The organism is Demequina aurantiaca (assembly GCF_050598105.1).
GTDB classification, from domain to species: domain Bacteria; phylum Actinomycetota; class Actinomycetes; order Actinomycetales; family Demequinaceae; genus Demequina; species Demequina aurantiaca_A.
Map to the genome: position 1 here is coordinate 2,523,219 of NZ_CP192436.1, position 16,901 is coordinate 2,540,119.

General features: G+C 61.7%; 29 protein-coding genes and 1 pseudogene. All 30 read right to left on the reverse strand.

Translation table 11 applies throughout. The annotated features are described in order from the left end of the window. Positions 1-5: 5 nt before the first annotated feature. Entirely contained in the window at positions 6-998 is a 993-nt protein-coding gene (locus tag ACQU6B_RS11515) for a DNA-directed RNA polymerase subunit alpha (protein WP_430867691.1), read from the reverse strand. Positions 999-1,183: 185 nt separating this feature from the next. Then, positions 1,184-1,573, reverse strand: coding sequence for a 30S ribosomal protein S11 (gene rpsK, locus ACQU6B_RS11520; RefSeq protein ID WP_430867692.1), 390 nt, complete (start codon positions 1,571-1,573; stop codon positions 1,184-1,186). Positions 1,574-1,576: 3 nt separating this feature from the next. Next, positions 1,577-1,945, reverse strand: coding sequence for a 30S ribosomal protein S13 (gene rpsM / locus ACQU6B_RS11525; RefSeq protein ID WP_430867693.1), 369 nt, complete (start codon positions 1,943-1,945; stop codon positions 1,577-1,579). A gap of 124 nt (positions 1,946-2,069) precedes the next feature. Continuing rightward, complete coding sequence (gene rpmJ / locus ACQU6B_RS11530) at positions 2,070-2,183, reverse strand: 50S ribosomal protein L36 (RefSeq protein WP_026917227.1); 114 nt, start codon at positions 2,181-2,183, stop codon at positions 2,070-2,072. 55 nt (positions 2,184-2,238) lie between these two features. Beyond that, positions 2,239-2,460: a translation initiation factor IF-1 gene (gene infA / locus ACQU6B_RS11535; RefSeq protein WP_061963594.1), complete on the reverse strand. Its 222-nt coding sequence runs from the start codon at positions 2,458-2,460 to the stop codon at positions 2,239-2,241. Positions 2,461-2,585: 125 nt separating this feature from the next. After that, a complete protein-coding gene (locus ACQU6B_RS11540) occupies positions 2,586-2,885 on the reverse strand; it encodes a hypothetical protein (protein ID WP_430867694.1) in 300 nt (99 codons plus the stop codon). Positions 2,886-3,029: 144 nt separating this feature from the next. Beyond that, positions 3,030-3,632, reverse strand: coding sequence for a hypothetical protein (locus ACQU6B_RS11545; protein WP_430867695.1), 603 nt, complete (start codon positions 3,630-3,632; stop codon positions 3,030-3,032). A 153-nt stretch (positions 3,633-3,785) separates the two neighbouring features. Next, entirely contained in the window at positions 3,786-4,352 is a 567-nt protein-coding gene (locus ACQU6B_RS11550) for a hypothetical protein (protein ID WP_430867696.1), read from the reverse strand. Between the two features lie 134 nt (positions 4,353-4,486). Beyond that, entirely contained in the window at positions 4,487-5,248 is a 762-nt protein-coding gene (locus tag ACQU6B_RS11555; protein WP_430867697.1) for a L,D-transpeptidase family protein, read from the reverse strand. A gap of 123 nt (positions 5,249-5,371) precedes the next feature. Next, a complete protein-coding gene (locus tag ACQU6B_RS11560) occupies positions 5,372-6,106 on the reverse strand; it encodes a hypothetical protein (RefSeq protein WP_430867698.1) in 735 nt (244 codons plus the stop codon). A gap of 197 nt (positions 6,107-6,303) precedes the next feature. Continuing rightward, entirely contained in the window at positions 6,304-7,080 is a 777-nt protein-coding gene (gene map / locus ACQU6B_RS11565; protein WP_430869246.1) for a type I methionyl aminopeptidase, read from the reverse strand. 45 nt (positions 7,081-7,125) lie between these two features. After that, positions 7,126-7,692, reverse strand: coding sequence for an adenylate kinase (locus ACQU6B_RS11570; protein ID WP_430867699.1), 567 nt, complete (start codon positions 7,690-7,692; stop codon positions 7,126-7,128). Then, complete coding sequence (gene secY / locus ACQU6B_RS11575) at positions 7,692-8,990, reverse strand: preprotein translocase subunit SecY (protein ID WP_430867700.1); 1,299 nt, start codon at positions 8,988-8,990, stop codon at positions 7,692-7,694. Before secY ends, ACQU6B_RS11570 begins: the two co-directional genes overlap by 1 nt. 81 nt (positions 8,991-9,071) lie before the next feature. Further along, the gene (rplO, locus tag ACQU6B_RS11580) at positions 9,072-9,878 is read right to left on the reverse strand and encodes a 50S ribosomal protein L15 (protein ID WP_430867701.1); all 807 of its coding nucleotides are present in this window, start codon (positions 9,876-9,878) and stop codon (positions 9,072-9,074) included. After that, positions 9,878-10,060 carry a 50S ribosomal protein L30 gene (gene rpmD, locus ACQU6B_RS11585; RefSeq protein ID WP_430867702.1) on the reverse strand — a complete coding sequence of 61 codons (183 nt, stop codon included), beginning with the start codon at positions 10,058-10,060 and terminating at the stop codon, positions 9,878-9,880. The genes rplO and rpmD overlap by 1 nt, the downstream gene beginning before the upstream one ends. Beyond that, the gene (rpsE, locus tag ACQU6B_RS11590; RefSeq protein WP_430867703.1) at positions 10,060-10,629 is read right to left on the reverse strand and encodes a 30S ribosomal protein S5; all 570 of its coding nucleotides are present in this window, start codon (positions 10,627-10,629) and stop codon (positions 10,060-10,062) included. The genes rpmD and rpsE overlap by 1 nt, the downstream gene beginning before the upstream one ends. 28 nt (positions 10,630-10,657) lie before the next feature. After that, positions 10,658-11,029, reverse strand: a complete 372-nt coding sequence (gene rplR / locus ACQU6B_RS11595; protein ID WP_430867704.1) for a 50S ribosomal protein L18 — start codon at positions 11,027-11,029, stop codon at positions 10,658-10,660. A gap of 3 nt (positions 11,030-11,032) precedes the next feature. Then, the gene (gene rplF / locus ACQU6B_RS11600; RefSeq protein WP_430867705.1) at positions 11,033-11,569 is read right to left on the reverse strand and encodes a 50S ribosomal protein L6; all 537 of its coding nucleotides are present in this window, start codon (positions 11,567-11,569) and stop codon (positions 11,033-11,035) included. A gap of 18 nt (positions 11,570-11,587) precedes the next feature. After that, the gene (rpsH, locus tag ACQU6B_RS11605) at positions 11,588-11,986 is read right to left on the reverse strand and encodes a 30S ribosomal protein S8 (RefSeq protein WP_430867706.1); all 399 of its coding nucleotides are present in this window, start codon (positions 11,984-11,986) and stop codon (positions 11,588-11,590) included. Positions 11,987-12,043: 57 nt separating this feature from the next. After that, on the reverse strand, positions 12,044-12,229 hold the full coding sequence (locus ACQU6B_RS11610) for a type Z 30S ribosomal protein S14 (protein WP_061963574.1): 186 nt from the start codon (positions 12,227-12,229) through the stop codon (positions 12,044-12,046). A gap of 2 nt (positions 12,230-12,231) precedes the next feature. Further along, positions 12,232-12,792 (reverse strand): 50S ribosomal protein L5, encoded by a 561-nt coding sequence (gene rplE / locus ACQU6B_RS11615; protein ID WP_430867707.1) that lies wholly within the window; start codon positions 12,790-12,792, stop codon positions 12,232-12,234. Then, positions 12,792-13,130, reverse strand: a complete 339-nt coding sequence (gene rplX / locus ACQU6B_RS11620; RefSeq protein WP_430867708.1) for a 50S ribosomal protein L24 — start codon at positions 13,128-13,130, stop codon at positions 12,792-12,794. The genes rplE and rplX overlap by 1 nt, the downstream gene beginning before the upstream one ends. After that, positions 13,130-13,504 (reverse strand): 50S ribosomal protein L14, encoded by a 375-nt coding sequence (gene rplN, locus ACQU6B_RS11625; RefSeq protein ID WP_430867709.1) that lies wholly within the window; start codon positions 13,502-13,504, stop codon positions 13,130-13,132. The genes rplX and rplN overlap by 1 nt, the downstream gene beginning before the upstream one ends. Before the next feature lie 55 nt (positions 13,505-13,559). Then, entirely contained in the window at positions 13,560-13,847 is a 288-nt protein-coding gene (rpsQ, locus tag ACQU6B_RS11630; RefSeq protein ID WP_430867710.1) for a 30S ribosomal protein S17, read from the reverse strand. A 27-nt stretch (positions 13,848-13,874) separates the two neighbouring features. Further along, positions 13,875-14,102: pseudogene (rpmC, locus tag ACQU6B_RS11635) on the reverse strand (50S ribosomal protein L29); the annotation flags it as partial. Then, the gene (gene rplP, locus ACQU6B_RS11640; protein ID WP_430867711.1) at positions 14,102-14,521 is read right to left on the reverse strand and encodes a 50S ribosomal protein L16; all 420 of its coding nucleotides are present in this window, start codon (positions 14,519-14,521) and stop codon (positions 14,102-14,104) included. The gene rplP and the pseudogene rpmC, both read right to left, overlap by 1 nt. Continuing rightward, positions 14,521-15,357: a 30S ribosomal protein S3 gene (gene rpsC, locus ACQU6B_RS11645; protein ID WP_430867712.1), complete on the reverse strand. Its 837-nt coding sequence runs from the start codon at positions 15,355-15,357 to the stop codon at positions 14,521-14,523. The genes rplP and rpsC overlap by 1 nt, the downstream gene beginning before the upstream one ends. After that, entirely contained in the window at positions 15,357-15,731 is a 375-nt protein-coding gene (gene rplV, locus ACQU6B_RS11650; RefSeq protein ID WP_430867713.1) for a 50S ribosomal protein L22, read from the reverse strand. The genes rpsC and rplV overlap by 1 nt, the downstream gene beginning before the upstream one ends. 32 nt (positions 15,732-15,763) lie before the next feature. Beyond that, complete coding sequence (rpsS, locus tag ACQU6B_RS11655) at positions 15,764-16,042, reverse strand: 30S ribosomal protein S19 (protein ID WP_430867714.1); 279 nt, start codon at positions 16,040-16,042, stop codon at positions 15,764-15,766. Between the two features lie 12 nt (positions 16,043-16,054). Next, positions 16,055-16,894: a 50S ribosomal protein L2 gene (rplB, locus tag ACQU6B_RS11660; RefSeq protein WP_430867715.1), complete on the reverse strand. Its 840-nt coding sequence runs from the start codon at positions 16,892-16,894 to the stop codon at positions 16,055-16,057. Positions 16,895-16,901: the final 7 nt, after the last annotated feature.

Genomic DNA, 16,901 nt, shown 5'->3' on the forward strand with positions numbered 1-16,901 from the left:
CTTGATTATTCTTCGCTACCGGAGAAGTACACACCGGCCGCGGAGGTGCCGTCATACTCGACGCCACCGTCCTTGAGGGAGAAGCTCAGCTCTGCGAGCTTTTCCTTCACCTCGGTGATCGACTTCTGACCAAAGTTACGGATGTCCATGAGGTCAGTCTCACTACGTGCAGTGAGCTCGCCCACGGTGTGGATGCCCTCGCGCTTGAGGCAGTTGTACGAACGCTGAGTCAGGTTCAACTCCTCGATGGGCTGGTTGTAGTCCTCCTCGAGCGACTCATCGGAATCCGACGGGCCAATCTCGATACCCTCAGCGGCCTCGTTGAGGCCACGTGCGAGGGAGAAGAGCTCTACCAGCGTCGAGCCGGCCGAAGCGAGCGCGTCACGTGCCGAGATGGAGGACTTGGTCTCCACGTCGATGATGAGCTCGTCGAAGTCGGTGCGCTGAGCGACGCGAGTCGCCACCACGTTGTACGTCACCTTGAGAACGGGCGAGTAGATCGAGTCGACCGGAATCTGTCCGATCTCTGCGTCGTAGCTCTTGTTGAGAGCGGCGGGCACGTAGCCACGTCCACGCTCAACGGTGAGCTCGACTTCGAACTTCGCCTTCGAGTTCAAGGTTGCGATGTGTAGTTCGGGGTTGTGAATCTCAACGCCGGCCGGGGGCGCGATGTCTGCTGCGGTCACGGCGCCAGCGCCGGACTTACGCAGGTACATCACTACGGGCTCGTCGTTCTCCGAGGAGACAACCAGGGTCTTGAGGTTCAGGAGGATCTCGGTGACATCTTCCTTCACACCCTCGATCGTGGTGAACTCGTGGAGAACGCCATCGAAACGAACCGACGTGACTGCTGCGCCAGGAATCGACGACAGCAGCGTGCGGCGGAGGGAGTTTCCGAGGGTATAGCCAAAGCCCGGCTCGAGCGGCTTGAGGGAGAACTGCGAACGGTTGTCCGAAATGACCTTTTCGGTCAGCGTTGGACGCTGTGCGATCAGCACGGTTCTTTCCTTTCCGAGCACCCGCTATTTGATGCTCGAGGTTCCTGCCGAGGATCTGTCTCAGTCAGGGTCTAAGTTCTGAAGTTGGAGGTTGGGGCGAGGGGCGCCGGCACTGACGAACAGCACCGGCGGCCCTGCCCCGACGATTGCTTAGGGTCGCCGCGAGGCGTCCCTAAACGACACGACTAGTTGCGGCGACGCTTGGGCGGGCGGCAACCGTTGTGAGCCTGAGGAGTGACGTCCTTGATGGAAGTCACCTCGAGGCCGGCTGCCGTCAGCGAACGGACCGCGGTGTCGCGGCCTGAGCCGGGGCCCTTGACGAAGACGTCGACCTTGCTCATACCGGCATCCTGTGCGCGGCGAGCTGCGGCCTCTGCTGCCATCTGAGCGGCGTAAGGGGTCGACTTGCGCGAACCCTTGAAGCCAACCTGGCCGGACGACGACCACGACACCACAGCACCCGAGGGGTCCGTGATGGAGATGATCGTGTTGTTGAAGGTCGACTTGATGTGAGCCTGACCGTGAGCAACTGTCTTCTTGATCTTCTTGCGCGGCTTGCGCGTGGGAGCTGCCATGGCTTACTTCTTCTTTCCGGCGACGGTCTTCTTGCGGCCCTTGCGGGTACGCGCATTGGTCTTGGTGCGCTGACCGCGCACCGGCATGCCGCGACGGTGGCGCAGGCCCTGGTAGTTACCGATTTCCACCTTGCGGCGGATGTCGGCTGCGGTCTCGCGGCGGAGGTCACCCTCAACCATGAAGTTCGCTTCGATGTACTCGCGAAGCGCGACCAGCTCGGTGTCGCCAGCATCCTTCACTCGCAGATCAGCGCTCACGCCAGTGGCGGCGAGGATCTGCAGTGAACGGGTGTGGCCGATGCCATAGATATAAGTAAGGGCGATCTCCATGCGCTTGTCGCGCGGAAGGTCGACACCAACGATACGTGCCATTCTTCTACTCCATTAGTAGTCGGAGGTCTGACGCCTAGTCCTCCCGCTTTTCTATTGCGGGCCTCGGCCTCCGAGCCGGGGGTTCCGTCCGAGGACGGTGACTAAACGCGGTCTTCTTTTTTGTCTAGCCCTGACGCTGCTTGTGGCGCAGGTTCTCGCAGATGACCATAACTCGGCCATTACGACGAATCACCTTGCACTTTTCGCAGATGGGCTTGACGCTGGGCTTAACCTTCATGGTTCTTTCCTTCGCCGTCGGGACGCAAACGTGTTGAACACGCCAGCGACGACGATTACTTGTAGCGGTAGACGATACGGCCGCGGGACAGGTCGTAGGGGCTCAACTCGACCACCACGCGGTCCTCTGGGAGGATCCGGATGTAGTGCTGTCGCATCTTGCCTGAGATGTGGGCTAGGACGAGGTGACCGTTTGTCAGTTCCACACGGAACGACGCGTTCGGCAATGCCTCGACCACGCTGCCTTCGACCTCAATGACGCCGTCTTTCTTGGCCATAAACTCCGCTAACGTTGGTTGACAGTGCATTCGGGCGCGCAAAAACACCCGAGGAATAACTATACGGCATGCGGGAGCACTGCTCAACCTCGAGGTCCCGGCTACCGGGACATCCGCTCTGGATTTTAGCGAAAACTGTTGCGAAGACGCTGAACGGCTAGGTCCGCAACTCGCTGGGTGCGGCTGTCCGCGAGGTTCCTGATCACCGAAGACGGGGTCTTGGGATTCAAGATAAGCGCCTCGAGCACTACCAACTGGTGGTCGTGCCCAAGCGAGATCAGTGCGCCGGGGGGGCAGTCACTGCGAGCCGCGACTGCGGCGCGCACCAGTGGATCCCGGTGTACCGCGAGGGGCATCAATTCCGGGCCGGTGATCTGAGGGTCGCGGGCGCGCAGGACATCTTCCGATGCGTCGCGCGTAGACATGTAGTCCAAGACCATCGTTGCTCCCCCTCCGCTGCAGGTAGATCCATCATACGCCGCATGGGCCGACAAATCAGAATTGGTGTGAAATTTCCGACATAGCACGCATACCGCGTTCCCTTATAGGCCCGCTGGCCAGATCGTGGGTCAGCGAGTAACAGGCAGAAACGAAGTACTTCTACGCGCCCCGGCCGACACGCCGGGCACGGTTGCTCGCACGTCAGGGCGCGGCGCAAAGGTAGCTGCCGGGCGCTCCGGGCGCCCTTCTGGCTCCGGCATCGTGAGGTGGGTAAGAGTCTCTGCCGCCTCCTCCGCAGTGCGCCGCTTGGAGGCCACCCGCCGCACATCCTCCTTGCGATGCGCGGCCAGGAACGCGACTACGTCCTGCGGCGCCGCGTCGTTACGGGCGATCGCCTTCAGAACGCTCGCGTCGCGATCCCTCATGAGGACCTCGGCGATCGCCCGCGGCATGCTGGGGTTAGCGGCTACCTCGCAGCGCACCGACGTGCGGTGGTCGTGGGCCAACGCGGCTAACACCCCCAGCGGACAGTCGCTCCTGCTCGCGATCGCCTCTCTGATGGCGGTACTGCGGGACGTCGCTAGTTCCATGAGCCGGGCCCTGTCGAGGTCGGGGTTGATGGCTTCGTGCCACTCGGGGCTCGTCGCTCGCTGATTGTCGGCATTCTGGCTAAGGGACATGCCCGTGCTCGCCATGAAGGCGCGCGACCATGAGCCTGTGTCGTGCGCCATTGTCACCACTCCCGGGTCCGTGGCTCACGACGTTACGAGGCCCAGGTGAATCTCCGGTTGCGGCGACATAGACGCCGAGTGAAGATACGGCGACAAGTTCGGACGGACGCTGGTCGCTCCGCCTCGCGCTCTAGCGGGCGGTGTCGCCCCACCTCACGGGTGGAAGGACGATGCCCCGGCAGGTGGCTCTTGTACCGTCGCCCAGATTCCCGGCGCTCCCTCAGCCGCCGGGAGTGCCAGCGCGGGCGGCACCTGGTCCCCACCGCCAAGGGGTTCGAACCCGCGGTCGCGCAGCTCTGGGTTGTGTTCGTCCTCCACTGCGTCAGCTGCGTGTTCCGGGGAGTTGAGCCGCTCCGTTGCAGCCCTGCGCACGGCTGACTTACGGTGCAGGGCGAGTTGCCTGACCAAGTCCGTGGGGATGCTCGGGTTCGACAGCAGCGCCATCAGCACATCGACGCTGCGGTCCGCGCTCAGATAGTCGAGGATGGTCTGCGACGCGGTCGGGTTCGACGCCACCGCGACGCGCACCGCGCCAACATGATCGTGGGCTAGCCCCACCAACACTCCCAGCGGGCAGTCGGCACGCGCGGCGATCGCCTCCCGCACCAACTTGTTATTTGACGAGCCGAACTCAAGGATGTCGGCCCGCGAAACTTCCTCCGCTTGCGCTGCGACGACGTCCGGACTCGAGCCTGGCGCGTAGGAGAAGCCTCTTGCCATCCCCACACCCCCCAAGTCGCGGCACGTCGGATCGTAAGTCCGTCTTGATACGCAATCTAGGGCATCGGGATTGCGCCCGCGTCGCGGGCATGTAAACATTCGAAGTCACGCGCCCTCGCAGGGGCGCATTTTCATCAGGCGATGGTGATTGGTGTCCCGAGGGGAAGAATCTCCGCGAGATACGTGATGTCCTCGTTGTACAGACGAATGCATCCGTGGCTTGCCGCCCGCCCGATGCTGTCCGCATCCGGCGTCCCGTGCAAGCCAATCTGTCCCGGTCCTCCGCCAAAGCTATTGAGGACATCTGAGAACGCCGAGAGGCCGAACGCGTAGGGGCCGTAGCCCTCGTTCGTGGGGATAAGTAACTCGGTAATGAAGAAGTCGCCCGTAGGGGTGGGCGTATCCCCCGTACCGATCGCAACGTCAAACGTCCGGACCTCCTCGCCGTCCTTGGTGAGAGTAACGGTGCGATCGTCGATCGATGCGGTCAGCGCATATGTGAGTGAGTTGAGAGTCACGTCGGAGGCTCGCACCCAGCCCGTGGCACCGTTGGGGCGGATGGGGAGTTGGACCTCAATCCAGTCGCCGTCCTGCTGCACAACGTAGAAAACGAGCGGCACCCCTTCGCGCATGGGGTTGGTGAGCTCAGTGACGGGTTCACCGTCCGGCGCGTCGAGCGGAACGATGGAGTCCCCGAGCACCGTCGCGACCTGGCCCGCGGTGTTGATGGCAACCGTTGCCGATGGTGACGGTGAAGGCGCATCAGAGATAGGCGTAGCGACGGGCGTCGGTACGGCCGTGGCCGTCGCGGCAAGCTCAGGAATGGATGACGAGCATCCGGCCAACAAGAGAGCAAAGCCGAGCGGTATGACCAGCAGGTGTCGTTGGATAAACACGGTTAGTCCTTTGTTGTTGGAGTGCCCTCACGGCTCGACGCGATACCTTGACATTCTCACATGGCGAGGGCGCCCGCCCGTCGTCGACGGAACGGGCGCCCCCGGCGCATGAAACTATTTCGACTAGCCGGTGAACGTCGCCTCGCCCTCGACCGCAGACGCGGGGGGGGCAGGGGTTCCAGATGCAGGTGGCGTCACCACGGGGGCCTCAGGAGAGGGCGTCGCCACGGGGGTCTCGGACTCGGGTGTGAAAAAGCTGGTGTTGCCAGCCCAAGTGATGGACTTTACTGTCGCGGTTGACCCTTCATCCACGAATACACCGTGCGCGAGCACCACGGGAGTCAACCCAAACTCAATAGCGTCGTCGATCAGGTAGGCAATTTCATCCGTGGTCATAGTGGATCCCGCGTCGAAGTCCGGCAGATCTTGGCTAGTGATCCACTCGTCGCCGATCGTGTTGGGCGCCGTCGGGCGGAACGTAGTGAAGTAGTCAGGAGTCTCACCATCGAAAAAGACGGGAATCTGGAAGTTCCAGGTCCCGTCAGCAACCACGGCTGCGCCGGCAACCAGCGCAATAAAGTCATCACCCGTGATGGGCTCAGCCGCATCCCCGTAGAGGAGCTGAGTCTGGCCGGTCAGCACTAAGCCATCCTCCGTGAATGCAGGCGCGACGGCGGGCTGCGGGTTCCCGGTGAACCAGGTAGCGTCGGGGTAACTGGGGTAGCTGTCGCCCTCGGTGCTGATGTCACCGTCCACCACGTAATTGTCAGCGGCCGCGGCCGGGAACGCGATCGCGACGGATGCCGACAAGCCAAGTGCAATCGCGGCAGCGGCAGCCGGGATACGGTAAATCTTCATTTGAGACGTCCCTCATTGGAGTGGTTGATGATTTTTTAGGAATAGATGTCGCGCGAACACAGTCGCAACCCTACAAACATTAGCAGGCCAGCGAGTTGACTTCTAGACTTCAACCAGGGATTTTTTGTGCGGAACCACCCACGTATAGTCTCTTGCTCAGAGGCTAGCCAAAGCGACTGTTGAGTTTACTTCCAGGACTACGGCAGGGGTGTGGGTACTACGCCGAACTCCGCGAGACCGGCCGCGCCGCCGTCAGTCGCAGTGAGGACCCAGATGCCGTCCTCATGAACCGCAATGGAGTGTTCCCAGTGTGCCGCGCGAGTGCCGTCGGCAGAGATCACGGTCCAGTTGTCTGCGAGCGTGTTTGAGTCCCCGGTGCCGACGACCAGCATCGGCTCTATCGCGATGCACATCCCGGGCTTTACCTTGGCGCCGCGAGAGCGCGTCCGGTAATTCATGACGTCGGGGGCCTGATGCATCGCGGTCCCGATGCCATGGCCGACGTACCCCTCGAGGGGGAAGAGACCCGCGGCCTCGGCCACGTCCTCTACCGCGGCGGAGACTTCGCCCAGCCGCGAAGCGGTTGCGAGGGCGGCGATTCCGGCAAAAAGGGAACGGCGCGTCTGCTCGACGAGCGACACGTCGCGCTCTGACTTGGGAGTTCCCACGATAAACGAGACGGCGCTATCGCCGTGCCAACCGTCAATGATCGCGCCGCAGTCGATCGACACCACGTCGCCGTCCTCGATGACGCGCGTCCCCGGTATCCCGTGGACAACTTCGTCGTTCACCGAGACGCAGCACGATGCTGGGAAGCCGTGATAGCCCAGGAAATTGGAAGTAGCGCCACCATCGGCGATGGCCATTGCGGCTGCGGCGTCAATATCGAAGGTGGACGCGCCTACTACTGCCGCCTGTTTCGCGGCCGCCAACGCGCTCTCGACCACGAGGCCCGCGCGCGCCATCACGCGCATCTGAGCCGGCGTCTTGTACTCGATCCGGTCGCTCACGCTGAGAAGCTACTCGCTGTCGACTGCGGCGATCAAGCGCGCGGTGACGTCGTCGACGTCGCCCATGCCGTCAACCTGTACTAACAGGCCGCGTCCCTCGAAGTACGCGGTCAACGGGGCGGTGGATGTCGCGTAGATCTCGAGTCGCTTGCGAATCACCGGCTCGGTGTCGTCCTCACGTCCTTCGATCTGAGCGCGCTTCAACAGTCGCTTCGTCACCTCGTCGATATCCGCGGTGATCTCGATCGCCGCGTCGAGCCTGACGCCTAAGTCGCTGAGCATCGTGTCGAGCTCTACGCCCTGGTCCGGGTTACGGGGATAACCGTCGAGAAGGAAGCCCTTGCGCGCGTCGTCCTGAGCGAGCCGATCGCGAACCATTGCGTTCGTCACCTCGTCGGGGACCAAAGCTCCGGCCGACATGTACTCCTGCGCTGCGCGCCCGAGTTCGGTGCCGCCCTTGACATTCGCGCGGAAGATATCTCCGGTCGAAATCGCGGGAATACCGAAACGCTCAGCCAACCGAGCGGCCTGCGTTCCTTTGCCTGCTCCGGGGGGACCGAGTAGGACTGCTCTCATTACTTCAAGAACCCTTCGTAGTGACGTTGCTCGAGCTGGGACTGGATGCGCTTGACCGTGTCCAGTCCGACGCCGACCAGAATGAGGATCGAGGCCCCACCAAACGGAATATTGGTGTTGAGGCCCATCGTGACAAACATGATGGTCGGGATCAACGCAATGATCGCGAGGTAGAGCGCGCCGGCGCTGGTGATGCGCGAAAGCACGTAGCTCAGGAAGTTGGCGGTCGGCTTGCCGGGACGGATCCCTGGCACGAAACCACCGTACTTCTTCATGTTGTCCGCAACCTCGTCCGGATTGAACGTGATGGCCGTGTAGAAGTACGCGAAGAAGACGATCAGCAACGTGTAGAACGCGATGTTGAGCGGCGTTCCTGGGGCTGCGAGGTTATCGCGCAACCAAATGACCCAGTTCGAGGGGTCGTCGCCCGAGAACTGAATGATCACAGTGGGAAGCGTCAACAGCGACGTAGCGAAGATCACCGGGATCACACCCGCCATGTTGATCTTCAACGGGATGTACGTGGAGGATCCACCCAGCATCTTTCGGCCGACCATACGCTTCGCGTACTGGACCGGGATGCGTCGCTGGGACTGTTCCACGAACACCACCACGGAGATCACCACAGCCACCATGATCGCCACGATGACCATGTTGCTCACGCCGTTGGAGGAGTTCCAGATGGCACTGACGGTGCCGGGGAAGGAGGCTGCGATCGAGGTGAAGATCAGCAGCGACATTCCGTTACCAACGCCACGCTCGGTGATGCGTTCGCCGAGCCACATCACAAACACAGTTCCGGCGGTCATGGTCAGCACCATCATCGCGATGATCTGCCACGAGTCATTCGGGATAATCGGCAGGGCGCAGCCAGGGAAGAACACGTCGTTTCTGGCCAGCGTCACGTACGAGGCGGACTGCAACGCTGCAAATCCGACCGTGATGTAACGCGTGTACTGCGTCAGCTTGGCCTGACCCTCAGCGCCCTCGCGGTGAAGCGAGTCGAAGTGAGGGATCAGCACGCGCAGAAGCTGCACGATGATCGACGCGGTGATGTACGGCATGATGCCGAGCGCGAAGATCGAAAGTTGTAGGAGCGCGCCGCCCGAGAACAGGTTCAGGATCGCGAACGCGCTGTTAGATGCAGTCGAGTTGATGCACTCTTGCACGTTTCCGTAGTCAACACCGGGGGTGGGAATAGCCACACCCAGCCGGTAGACAGCAATAATGCCCAGCGTGAAGAGAATCTTCTTCCGCAAGTCTGGAGTGCGGAAGGCACTCAAGAAGCCACTTAGCATGAATCCTCCACAATATCGGGCTAGGGAATACGAAGAAAGCCGAAGCGGGCCCGCTCACGTGGAGCGGGCCCAGCCTCGACTCTAGCCCTCGTTGACCGAGCCGCCAGCGGCTTCGATCTTGGTCTTCGCGGACTGCGAAACCTTTTCTGCGTCGACGATGTTCACCTTGACGGAGATCTGGCCTTCGCCCAGCACCTTGACGGGCTGGTTCTTACGCACTGCGCCTGCTTCGACGAGGTCCGCCTTGGTGATCTTGCCACCCTTGGGGAACAGCTCCTCGATCTGCGACACGTTCACGACCTGGTAATAGATCTTGAACGGGCTCCGGAAGCCTCGCAGCTTCGGGATACGCATGTGGATGGGCGTCTGACCGCCCTCAAAGCGCTCGGGGACCTGGTAACGAGCACCGGTTCCCTTGGTACCGCGACCAGCGGTCTTACCGCGCTTACCGCCCTCACCGCGACCAACGCGGATCTTGCGCTTGTGTGAACCAGCTGCGGGACGCAGGTGGTGCATCTTCAGCGTGGAGACCTTCTCTGCAGCGTCCTCGGCCTTAGCGTCGGCAGCCTTCTTAGCAGCGGGCTTGTCCGCGGTCTTCGAAGCGGCAGCCTTTGCAGGTGCCTTCTTCTCCGCAGCGGGCTTGTCCGCAGCCTTCGAAGCGGCAGCCTTTGCAGGTGCCTTCTTCTCCGCAGCGGGCTTGTCGGCGGCAGCCTTCTTGGCAGCCGGCTTCTTAGCCTCAGTCTTGGCAGCGGCCTTTGCAGGCGCCTTCTTGGCAGCGGGCTTGTCAGCTGCAGCCTTCGAAGCCGCAGGCTTCTTAGCAGCAGCGGTCTTAGCCGCAGGCTTCTTCGTCGCCTCAGCCTTGTCGGCGGGCTTCTTCTCGTCAGCCATTAGTCAACCTCCTCCACGGTGACCAAGTGGCGCACCGCTACGACCATGCCGCGAATTTCCGGACGGTCTTCCTTTACGACAGTGTCGCCGATGCGCTTAAGGCCCAGCGAGCGAAGAGTTTCACGGTGCTGCGGCTTGGTGCCGATGCCCGACCTCTTCTGAGTGACCTTGAGAGTAGTCATTATTTCGACCCCGCCGCCTGCGCACGCAGCATGGCTGCAGGCGCTACTTCTTCAACCGTCTTGCCGCGACGTGCGGCAACGGCCTCGGGGCGCTCGAGGCGCTTCAACGCGTCCACAGTTGCGTGGACGATGTTGATCGCGTTCGAGGAACCGAGAGACTTGGACAGCACATCGTGAATGCCTGCGCACTCGAGTACGGCGCGCACGGGTCCACCCGCGATTACACCGGTACCCGGAGACGCCGGACGGAGGAAGACCACGCCAGCGGCGGCCTCACCCTGCACGATGTGAGGGATGGTGCCCTGGATACGAGGCACGCGGAAAAACGCGCGCTTCGCCTCTTCGACACCCTTCGAGATTGCGGCGGGCACTTCCTTGGCCTTGCCGTAACCGACGCCGACGTTACCTTCGCCATCTCCAACGACCACCAGAGCGGTGAAGCTGAAGCGACGACCACCCTTTACGACCTTGGAGACGCGGTTAATGGTGACGACGCGCTCGATGAACTTGTTTTCCGGCTCATTGCCGCGACGGTTGTTGTCGCGGCGACCGCTGTTTTGTTCAGCCATCAAATTTCCTTAAATGTTGTGGTCCCGGCTACAGAGCCAGGCCACCCTCTCGGGCGCCGTCTGCAACCGCGGCAACGCGGCCGTGGTACTGGTTTCCGCCACGGTCGAACACAACAGTGTCGATGCCGGCAGCCTTGGCACGATCAGCAACAAGCTGACCAACCTTGGAAGCCTTAGCGGTCTTGTCGCCGTCCAGCGTACGAACATCGGCCTCGAGGGTCGATGCGGACACCAGGGTCTTGCCGACGGTGTCGTCGACAATCTGGGCGACCATGTGGCGCGAGGAGCGCGTCACCACGAGGCGGGGACGCGCGGTCGTGCCGGAAATCTTCTTGCGAAGGCGGAAGTGGCGGCGCTTACGCTGAACCGACTTGCCCTTGCCCTTGATTGCAATACCCATGGCTTACTTACCCGTCTTTCCGGCCTTGCGGCGAACCTGCTCGCCGGCGTAGCGGACACCCTTGCCCTTGTAAGGCTCAGGCTTGCGAATCTTGCGAATGTTGGCGGCGACCTCGCCCACCTGCTGCTTGTCAATGCCTGCCACCGAGAACTTGGTGGGGGCCTCGACCGCAAAGGTGATGCCTTCGGGTGCCGGCACGATGACCGGGTGCGAGAAGCCGAGCGCGAACTCTAGGTCCGTGCCCTTGAGAACGACGCGGTAACCGGTACCGACAATCTCAAGCTTCTTCTCGTAGCCCTGCGTCACTCCGGTCACCATGTTGGCGATCAGCGTGCGGGTAAGACCGTGAAGCGACTTAGAGATGCGCTCGTCGTTGGGGCGCTTAACGGCGATGCCGTCCTCGCCCTTCTCGACCGTGATGGGCTGCTTGACGTTCAGGTTCAGGGTGCCCTTTGGGCCCTTGACCGTCACGGCTGAGCCGTCGATGTTGATGTCCACTCCGGAGGGAACCGGAACGGCGATTTTGCCAATGCGTGACATAGCTAAATACCTTTCTGGTTACCAGACGAACGCGACGACTTCGCCGCCAACGCCCTTCTTTTCAGCCTGACGGTCTGTGAGCAGACCGGAGGAGGTGGACAGGATGACTACGCCGAGTCCGCCGAGAACCTTAGGCAGGTTCGTCGACTTTGCGTATACACGCAGACCGGGCTTCGAAACACGGCGGAGACCAGCAAGCGAACGCTCGCGGTTGGGGCCGTACTTCAGCGTGAGCGTGAGCGTCTTGCCCACCTCCGCATCGGCAACCGTAGAACCGGCGATGTAGCCCTCTGATTCAAGCATCGTGGCGATGTTCGCCTTGAGCTTGGAGTGCGGCATCGACACTGTCTGGTGGTAAGCCGAGTTTGCATTGCGCAGACGCGTCAGCATGTCTGCGATGGGGTCAGTCATTGTCATGAGTGATTTACTCTTCCTCGTCGTGGTTTCCGCGCCAGCGGACCTGCGGCGTAGTAGTTACCAGCTGCTCTTGGTGATTCCGGGAAGCTCACCTGCGTGAGCCATCTCGCGGAAGCAAATGCGGCAGAGGCCGAACTTACGGTAAACGGAGTGCGGACGTCCGCACTTCTGGCATCGGGTGTAGGCGCGAACGGCAAACTTCTGCTTGCCCGCGGCCTTGTTCTTCAGCGCAGTCTTGGCCATGTCTACTTCTCCTTGAAGGGGAAGCCCAGCTGCTTCAGCAGCGAGCGGCCCTCGGCGTCGGTCGACGCGGTCGTGACGATGGTAATGTCCATGCCCCGCACGCGGTCGATCTTGTCCTGGTCGATCTCGTGGAACATCGACTGCTCCGTAAGACCGAACGTGTAGTTGCCCTGGCCGTCGAACTGCTTGGGGCTAAGCCCCCGGAAGTCGCGGATACGGGGAAGTGCGGTTGACAGCAGGCGGTCGAGGAACTCCCACATGCGGTCGCCTCGCAGCGTCACGTGAGCGCCGATCTCCTGGCCCTCGCGCAGCTTGAACTGTGCGATCGACTTGCGTGCCTTCGTGACCTGCGGCTTCTGGCCGGTGATGGCCGTGAGGTCCGCGATGGCTCCGACGATCAGCTTGGAGTCCTTGGCTGCGTCGCCAACACCCATGTTGACGACGACCTTGGTGAGGCCTGCAACCTGGTTGACGTTGGCGTGTGCGAACTCCTCCTGGAGCGTCGACACAATGTTCTCGCGGTACTTGACCTTGAGACGCGGCATCGTTGTTTCGGTAGCCATTAGACGTCCTTACCGGAACGCTTGGCAACACGCACACGCTGGGTGCGCTTGCGGCCATCACGTTCGACTTCTTCGGAACGGTAACCCACGCGGGTTCCCTTCTTGGTCTCGGGGTCAACGAGCATGACGTTCGAGATGTGCAGCGGCGCCTCGACTGAGACGATGCCACCCTCCTGGTTGTCACGACGCGTGCCGGGCTTGATGTGCTTAGTAACGCGCTGCACACCCTCCACGATCACGCGGTCGGTGTCGGTGTTGACCTCGAGCACACGGCCCTGCTGACCGCGGTCACGGCCGGCGATGACGACAACGAGGTCGCCCTTCTTAATCTTCGCCATTAGATGACCTCCGGTGCCAGAGAAATGATCTTCATGAACTTCTTGTCGCGCAGCTCGCGGCCCACCGGGCCGAAGATGCGAGTTCCACGAGGATCGGTGCTGTCGGCTCCCTTAAGGATCACGGCAGCGTTCTCGTCGAACTTGATGTAGGAACCGTCGGGACGGCGGCGCTCCTTGGTGGTGCGCACGATGACGGCCTTGACCACATCGCCCTTCTTAACGTTTCCGCCCGGAATTGCGTCCTTGACGGTAGCAACGATGGTGTCACCGATGCCTGCGTAGCGGCGCTTAGAGCCACCGAGAACACGGATGCAAAGGATTTCCTTAGCACCGGTGTTGTCAGCGACGCGAAGTCGCGACTCCTGCTGAATCATGTCTGTCTCCTGTCGTCTGGTTCTCGCTCGTTAAAGCGAGCCTGGTCGAACGTAGTTACTTGGCCTTTTCGACGATCTCGACCAGGCGCCACCGCTTTGAAGCGGATAGCGGGCGGGTCTCCATCACCACAACGAGGTCGCCGATGCCGGCCGTGTTGGCCTCATCGTGCGCTTTTAGCTTGGTGGTCTGACGAAGCACCTTACCGTAGAGAGGGTGCTTGACGCGCTCCTCAACTTCGACGGTGATCGTCTTTTCCATCTTGTCCGACGTGACGTAGCCACGGCGCGTCTTGCGGAACGCGCGCTGGTCTTCCGTCTCTGTCGTTTGCTTCTCAGTCGACATAGTCTCTTATCCTTACTCGGACTTCGCCGCGGGAGCGGTCCGAATGCCGAGCTCGCGCTCGCGCAGAATCGTGTAAATACGGGCGATATCACGCTTGACCGCCTTGAGGCGTCCGTGGTTCTCGAGCTGCCCGGTTGCCGACTGGAAGCGCAGGTTGAACAGCTCTTCCTTCGACTTCTTGAGCTCCTCGAGCAAACGCTCGTTCTCCATCGCGTCCAGCTCGCTCGGAGCGAGGTTCTTGGTACCGATAGCCATTAGATGTCACCACCCTCACGGGTCACAAAGCGGGTCTTCATGGGCAGCTTGTGCTGCGCGCGGCTGAGAGCCTCGCGAGCAAGAGATTCATCAACGCCGGCGATCTCAAAGAGAACGCGACCCGGCTTGATGTTGGCGATCCACCACTCGGTCGAACCCTTACCGGAGCCCATGCGGACCTCGGCAGGCTTCTTGGTCAAGGGACGGTCGGGGTAGACGTTAATCCACACCTTTCCGCCACGCTTGATGTGACGAGTCATGGCAATACGAGCTGCTTCAATCTGACGGTTGGTCAGGTAAGCCGGCTCGATGGCCTGGATTCCATAGTCACCGAACGAAACTTCGGTACCGCCGGTAGCGTGTCCCGAACGACCGGGGTGGTGCTGCTTGCGGTGCTTAACACGACGAGGGATCAGCATTACTTGCCTTCCTTCCCAGCGTCGGCCTTAGGAGCCTCTGCTGCTGCGGGCGCGTCAGCCTTGGGGGCTTCAGTGCGGGGTGCGCTCGAACGAGGGCCTCGGTCGCCGCCGGTGCGGGGACCACGGTCTCCGCCTCGGTCGCCGCGACCGCGCTGCTGCGGACGAGGGTTCTTGGCCTGCTCGGCAGCCCATTCCTTCTCGGTCATATCGCCCTTGTAGATCCAGACCTTGACGCCGATGATGCCGAACGTGGTCTTGGACTTGAAGAAGCCGTAGTCGATGTTCGCACGGAGCGTGTGCAGGGGCACACGACCCTCGCGGTAGAACTCCGAGCGCGACATTTCAGCGCCACCCAGACGACCCGAGCACTGGACACGGATGCCCTTAGCTCCGGCGCGGAGAGCGGACTGCATGCCCTTGCGCATGGCGCGGCGGAACGAAACTCGCGAAGCGAGCTGTTCTGCGATGCCCTGTGCGACGAGCTGAGCGTCGATCTCTGCATTCTTGACTTCGAGGATGTTGAGCTGCACCTGCTTGCCGGTGAGCTTCTCCAGGTTGGAACGGAGCTTGTCGGCTTCGGCGCCGCGGCGGCCGATGACGATGCCGGGGCGAGCAGTGTGGAGGTCCACACGTACACGCTCACGGGTGCGCTCGATTTCAACCTTCGAAACACCAGCGCGTTCGAGACCTTCTGACATGAGCTTGCGGATTTTGACATCCTCGCCCACGTAGTCGCTGTAGCGCTCGCCCTTCTTGGTCGAGTCCGAGAACCAGCGCGAACGGTGGTCGGTCGTGATGCCCAGGCGGTAGCCGTGTGGGTTAACCTTCTGACCCATTAGTTGGCCCCTTCCTTAACGGCGCCCTGACGGGTGGCCACGGTTACGTTGAGGTGACTCGTCCGCTTCAGGATGCGGTTGGCACGACCCTGAGCACGCGGCATGATGCGCTTCATGGTCGGACCCTCGTCCACGGTGATTGCTTTAATGTATAGCTCGTTCTCGTCGAAACGCTCGCCGGCCTTTTCGGCCCCAAAACGTGCGTTTGCAATGGCCGATTGGATGAGCTTGCGCACGTCCTCGGACACAGCCTGGGGCTGGAACTTCAGCGAGGCAACAGCCTCGACTGCGTTCTTGCCACGAACCAGGTTCACGACGCGGCGAGCCTTTTGAGCGGTGACGCGAACGTATCGCGTTTGCGCATTGGCTTCCATCTCTAAACTCCTCTTACCTTCGCTGGGGCGCCTTAGCGGCGGCCCTTGCGGTCGTCCTTGATGTGGCCCCTAAACGTGCGGGTGGGTGCAAACTCGCCGAGCTTGTGTCCCACCATCGACTCCGTCACAAACACAGGAACGTGCTTGCGACCGTCGTGCACTGCAAAGGTGTGTCCCAGGAAATCGGGCGTGATCACGCTGCGGCGTGACCAGGTCTTGATGACATTCTTCGTTCCGGCCTCGTTCTGGGCGTCCACCTTTTTCTGCAGGTGGTCGTCTACGAAGGGGCCCTTCTTTAGACTGCGTGGCATTAGTCAGGCTCCTTAACGCTTGTTCTTGCCAGTACGACGGCGACGGACGATGAGCTTGTCGCTCTCCTTGCCCTTGCGACGGGTGCGGCCTTCCGGCTTTCCCCAAGGGCTGACGGGGTGACGTCCACCGGACGTCTTACCCTCACCACCACCGTGCGGGTGGTCCACCGGGTTCATGACGACACCACGGACGGTAGGGCGCTTGCCCTTCCAACGCATGCGGCCAGCCTTACCCCAGTTGATGTTCGACTGCTCGGAGTTACCGACCTCGCCGATCGACGCACGGCAACGCGCGTCGACGTAGCGGATCTCGCCGGAGGGCAGACGCAACTGGGCGTACACGCCTTCCTTAGCAACGAGCTGCACCGAGGCGCCAGCGGAGCGCGCCATCTTTGCGCCGCCACCGGGCTTGAGCTCAACGGCGTGGATCACGGTACCGACGGGGATGTTGCGCAACGGCAGGTTGTTACCCGGCTTGATGTCGGCTGCTGCGCCGGCCTCAATCGCGTCACCCTGACGGAGCTTGTCGGGAGCAATGATGTAGCGCTTCTCGCCGTCTGCGTAGTGCAGCAACGCGATGCGGGCGGTCCGGTTCGGGTCGTACTCGATGTGAGCAACCTTCGCGGGCACGCCGTCCTTGTCGTGACGACGGAAGTCGATCACGCGGTAGGCACGCTTGTGGCCACCACCCTGGTGACGGGTGGTGATGCGACCGGTGTTGTTACGGCCACCCTTCTTGTGAAGGGGGCGGACCAGCGACTTCTCGGGCTCGGAACGAGTCACCTCAACGAAGTCGGCAACAGACGAGCCACGACGGCCCGGAGTTGTCGGCTTGTACTTACGAATAGCCATGAGTGAT

Bases quoted from the DNA above. Each gene is read 5' to 3' on its own strand.
- rpsK (WP_430867692.1), bottom strand. From the start codon at position 1,573: ATGGCAGCTCCCACGCGCAAGCCGCGCAAGAAGATCAAGAAGACAGTT.
- rpsM (WP_430867693.1), bottom strand. From the start codon at position 1,945: ATGGCACGTATCGTTGGTGTCGACCTTCCGCGCGACAAGCGCATGGAG.
- rpmJ (WP_026917227.1), bottom strand. From the start codon at position 2,183: ATGAAGGTTAAGCCCAGCGTCAAGCCCATCTGCGAAAAGTGCAAGGTG.
- infA (WP_061963594.1), bottom strand. From the start codon at position 2,460: ATGGCCAAGAAAGACGGCGTCATTGAGGTCGAAGGCAGCGTGGTCGAG.
- ACQU6B_RS11540 (WP_430867694.1), bottom strand. From the start codon at position 2,885: ATGTCTACGCGCGACGCATCGGAAGATGTCCTGCGCGCCCGCGACCCT.
- ACQU6B_RS11545 (WP_430867695.1), bottom strand. From the start codon at position 3,632: ATGGCGCACGACACAGGCTCATGGTCGCGCGCCTTCATGGCGAGCACG.
- ACQU6B_RS11550 (WP_430867696.1), bottom strand. From the start codon at position 4,352: ATGGCAAGAGGCTTCTCCTACGCGCCAGGCTCGAGTCCGGACGTCGTC.
- ACQU6B_RS11560 (WP_430867698.1), bottom strand. From the start codon at position 6,106: ATGAAGATTTACCGTATCCCGGCTGCCGCTGCCGCGATTGCACTTGGC.
- map (WP_430869246.1), bottom strand. From the start codon at position 7,080: ATGCGCGTGATGGCGCGCGCGGGCCTCGTGGTCGAGAGCGCGTTGGCG.
- ACQU6B_RS11570 (WP_430867699.1), bottom strand. From the start codon at position 7,692: ATGAGAGCAGTCCTACTCGGTCCCCCCGGAGCAGGCAAAGGAACGCAG.
- secY (WP_430867700.1), bottom strand. From the start codon at position 8,990: ATGCTAAGTGGCTTCTTGAGTGCCTTCCGCACTCCAGACTTGCGGAAG.
- rplO (WP_430867701.1), bottom strand. From the start codon at position 9,878: ATGGCTGACGAGAAGAAGCCCGCCGACAAGGCTGAGGCGACGAAGAAG.
- rpmD (WP_430867702.1), bottom strand. From the start codon at position 10,060: ATGACTACTCTCAAGGTCACTCAGAAGAGGTCGGGCATCGGCACCAAG.
- rpsE (WP_430867703.1), bottom strand. From the start codon at position 10,629: ATGGCTGAACAAAACAGCGGTCGCCGCGACAACAACCGTCGCGGCAAT.
- rplR (WP_430867704.1), bottom strand. From the start codon at position 11,029: ATGGGTATTGCAATCAAGGGCAAGGGCAAGTCGGTTCAGCGTAAGCGC.
- rplF (WP_430867705.1), bottom strand. From the start codon at position 11,569: ATGTCACGCATTGGCAAAATCGCCGTTCCGGTTCCCTCCGGAGTGGAC.
- rpsH (WP_430867706.1), bottom strand. From the start codon at position 11,986: ATGACAATGACTGACCCCATCGCAGACATGCTGACGCGTCTGCGCAAT.
- ACQU6B_RS11610 (WP_061963574.1), bottom strand. From the start codon at position 12,229: ATGGCCAAGACTGCGCTGAAGAACAAGGCCGCGGGCAAGCAGAAGTTT.
- rplE (WP_430867707.1), bottom strand. From the start codon at position 12,792: ATGGCTACCGAAACAACGATGCCGCGTCTCAAGGTCAAGTACCGCGAG.
- rplX (WP_430867708.1), bottom strand. From the start codon at position 13,130: ATGGCGAAGATTAAGAAGGGCGACCTCGTTGTCGTCATCGCCGGCCGT.
- rplN (WP_430867709.1), bottom strand. From the start codon at position 13,504: ATGATTCAGCAGGAGTCGCGACTTCGCGTCGCTGACAACACCGGTGCT.
- rpsQ (WP_430867710.1), bottom strand. From the start codon at position 13,847: ATGTCGACTGAGAAGCAAACGACAGAGACGGAAGACCAGCGCGCGTTC.
- rplP (WP_430867711.1), bottom strand. From the start codon at position 14,521: ATGCTGATCCCTCGTCGTGTTAAGCACCGCAAGCAGCACCACCCCGGT.
- rpsC (WP_430867712.1), bottom strand. From the start codon at position 15,357: ATGGGTCAGAAGGTTAACCCACACGGCTACCGCCTGGGCATCACGACC.
- rplV (WP_430867713.1), bottom strand. From the start codon at position 15,731: ATGGAAGCCAATGCGCAAACGCGATACGTTCGCGTCACCGCTCAAAAG.
- rpsS (WP_430867714.1), bottom strand. From the start codon at position 16,042: ATGCCACGCAGTCTAAAGAAGGGCCCCTTCGTAGACGACCACCTGCAG.
- rplB (WP_430867715.1), bottom strand. From the start codon at position 16,894: ATGGCTATTCGTAAGTACAAGCCGACAACTCCGGGCCGTCGTGGCTCG.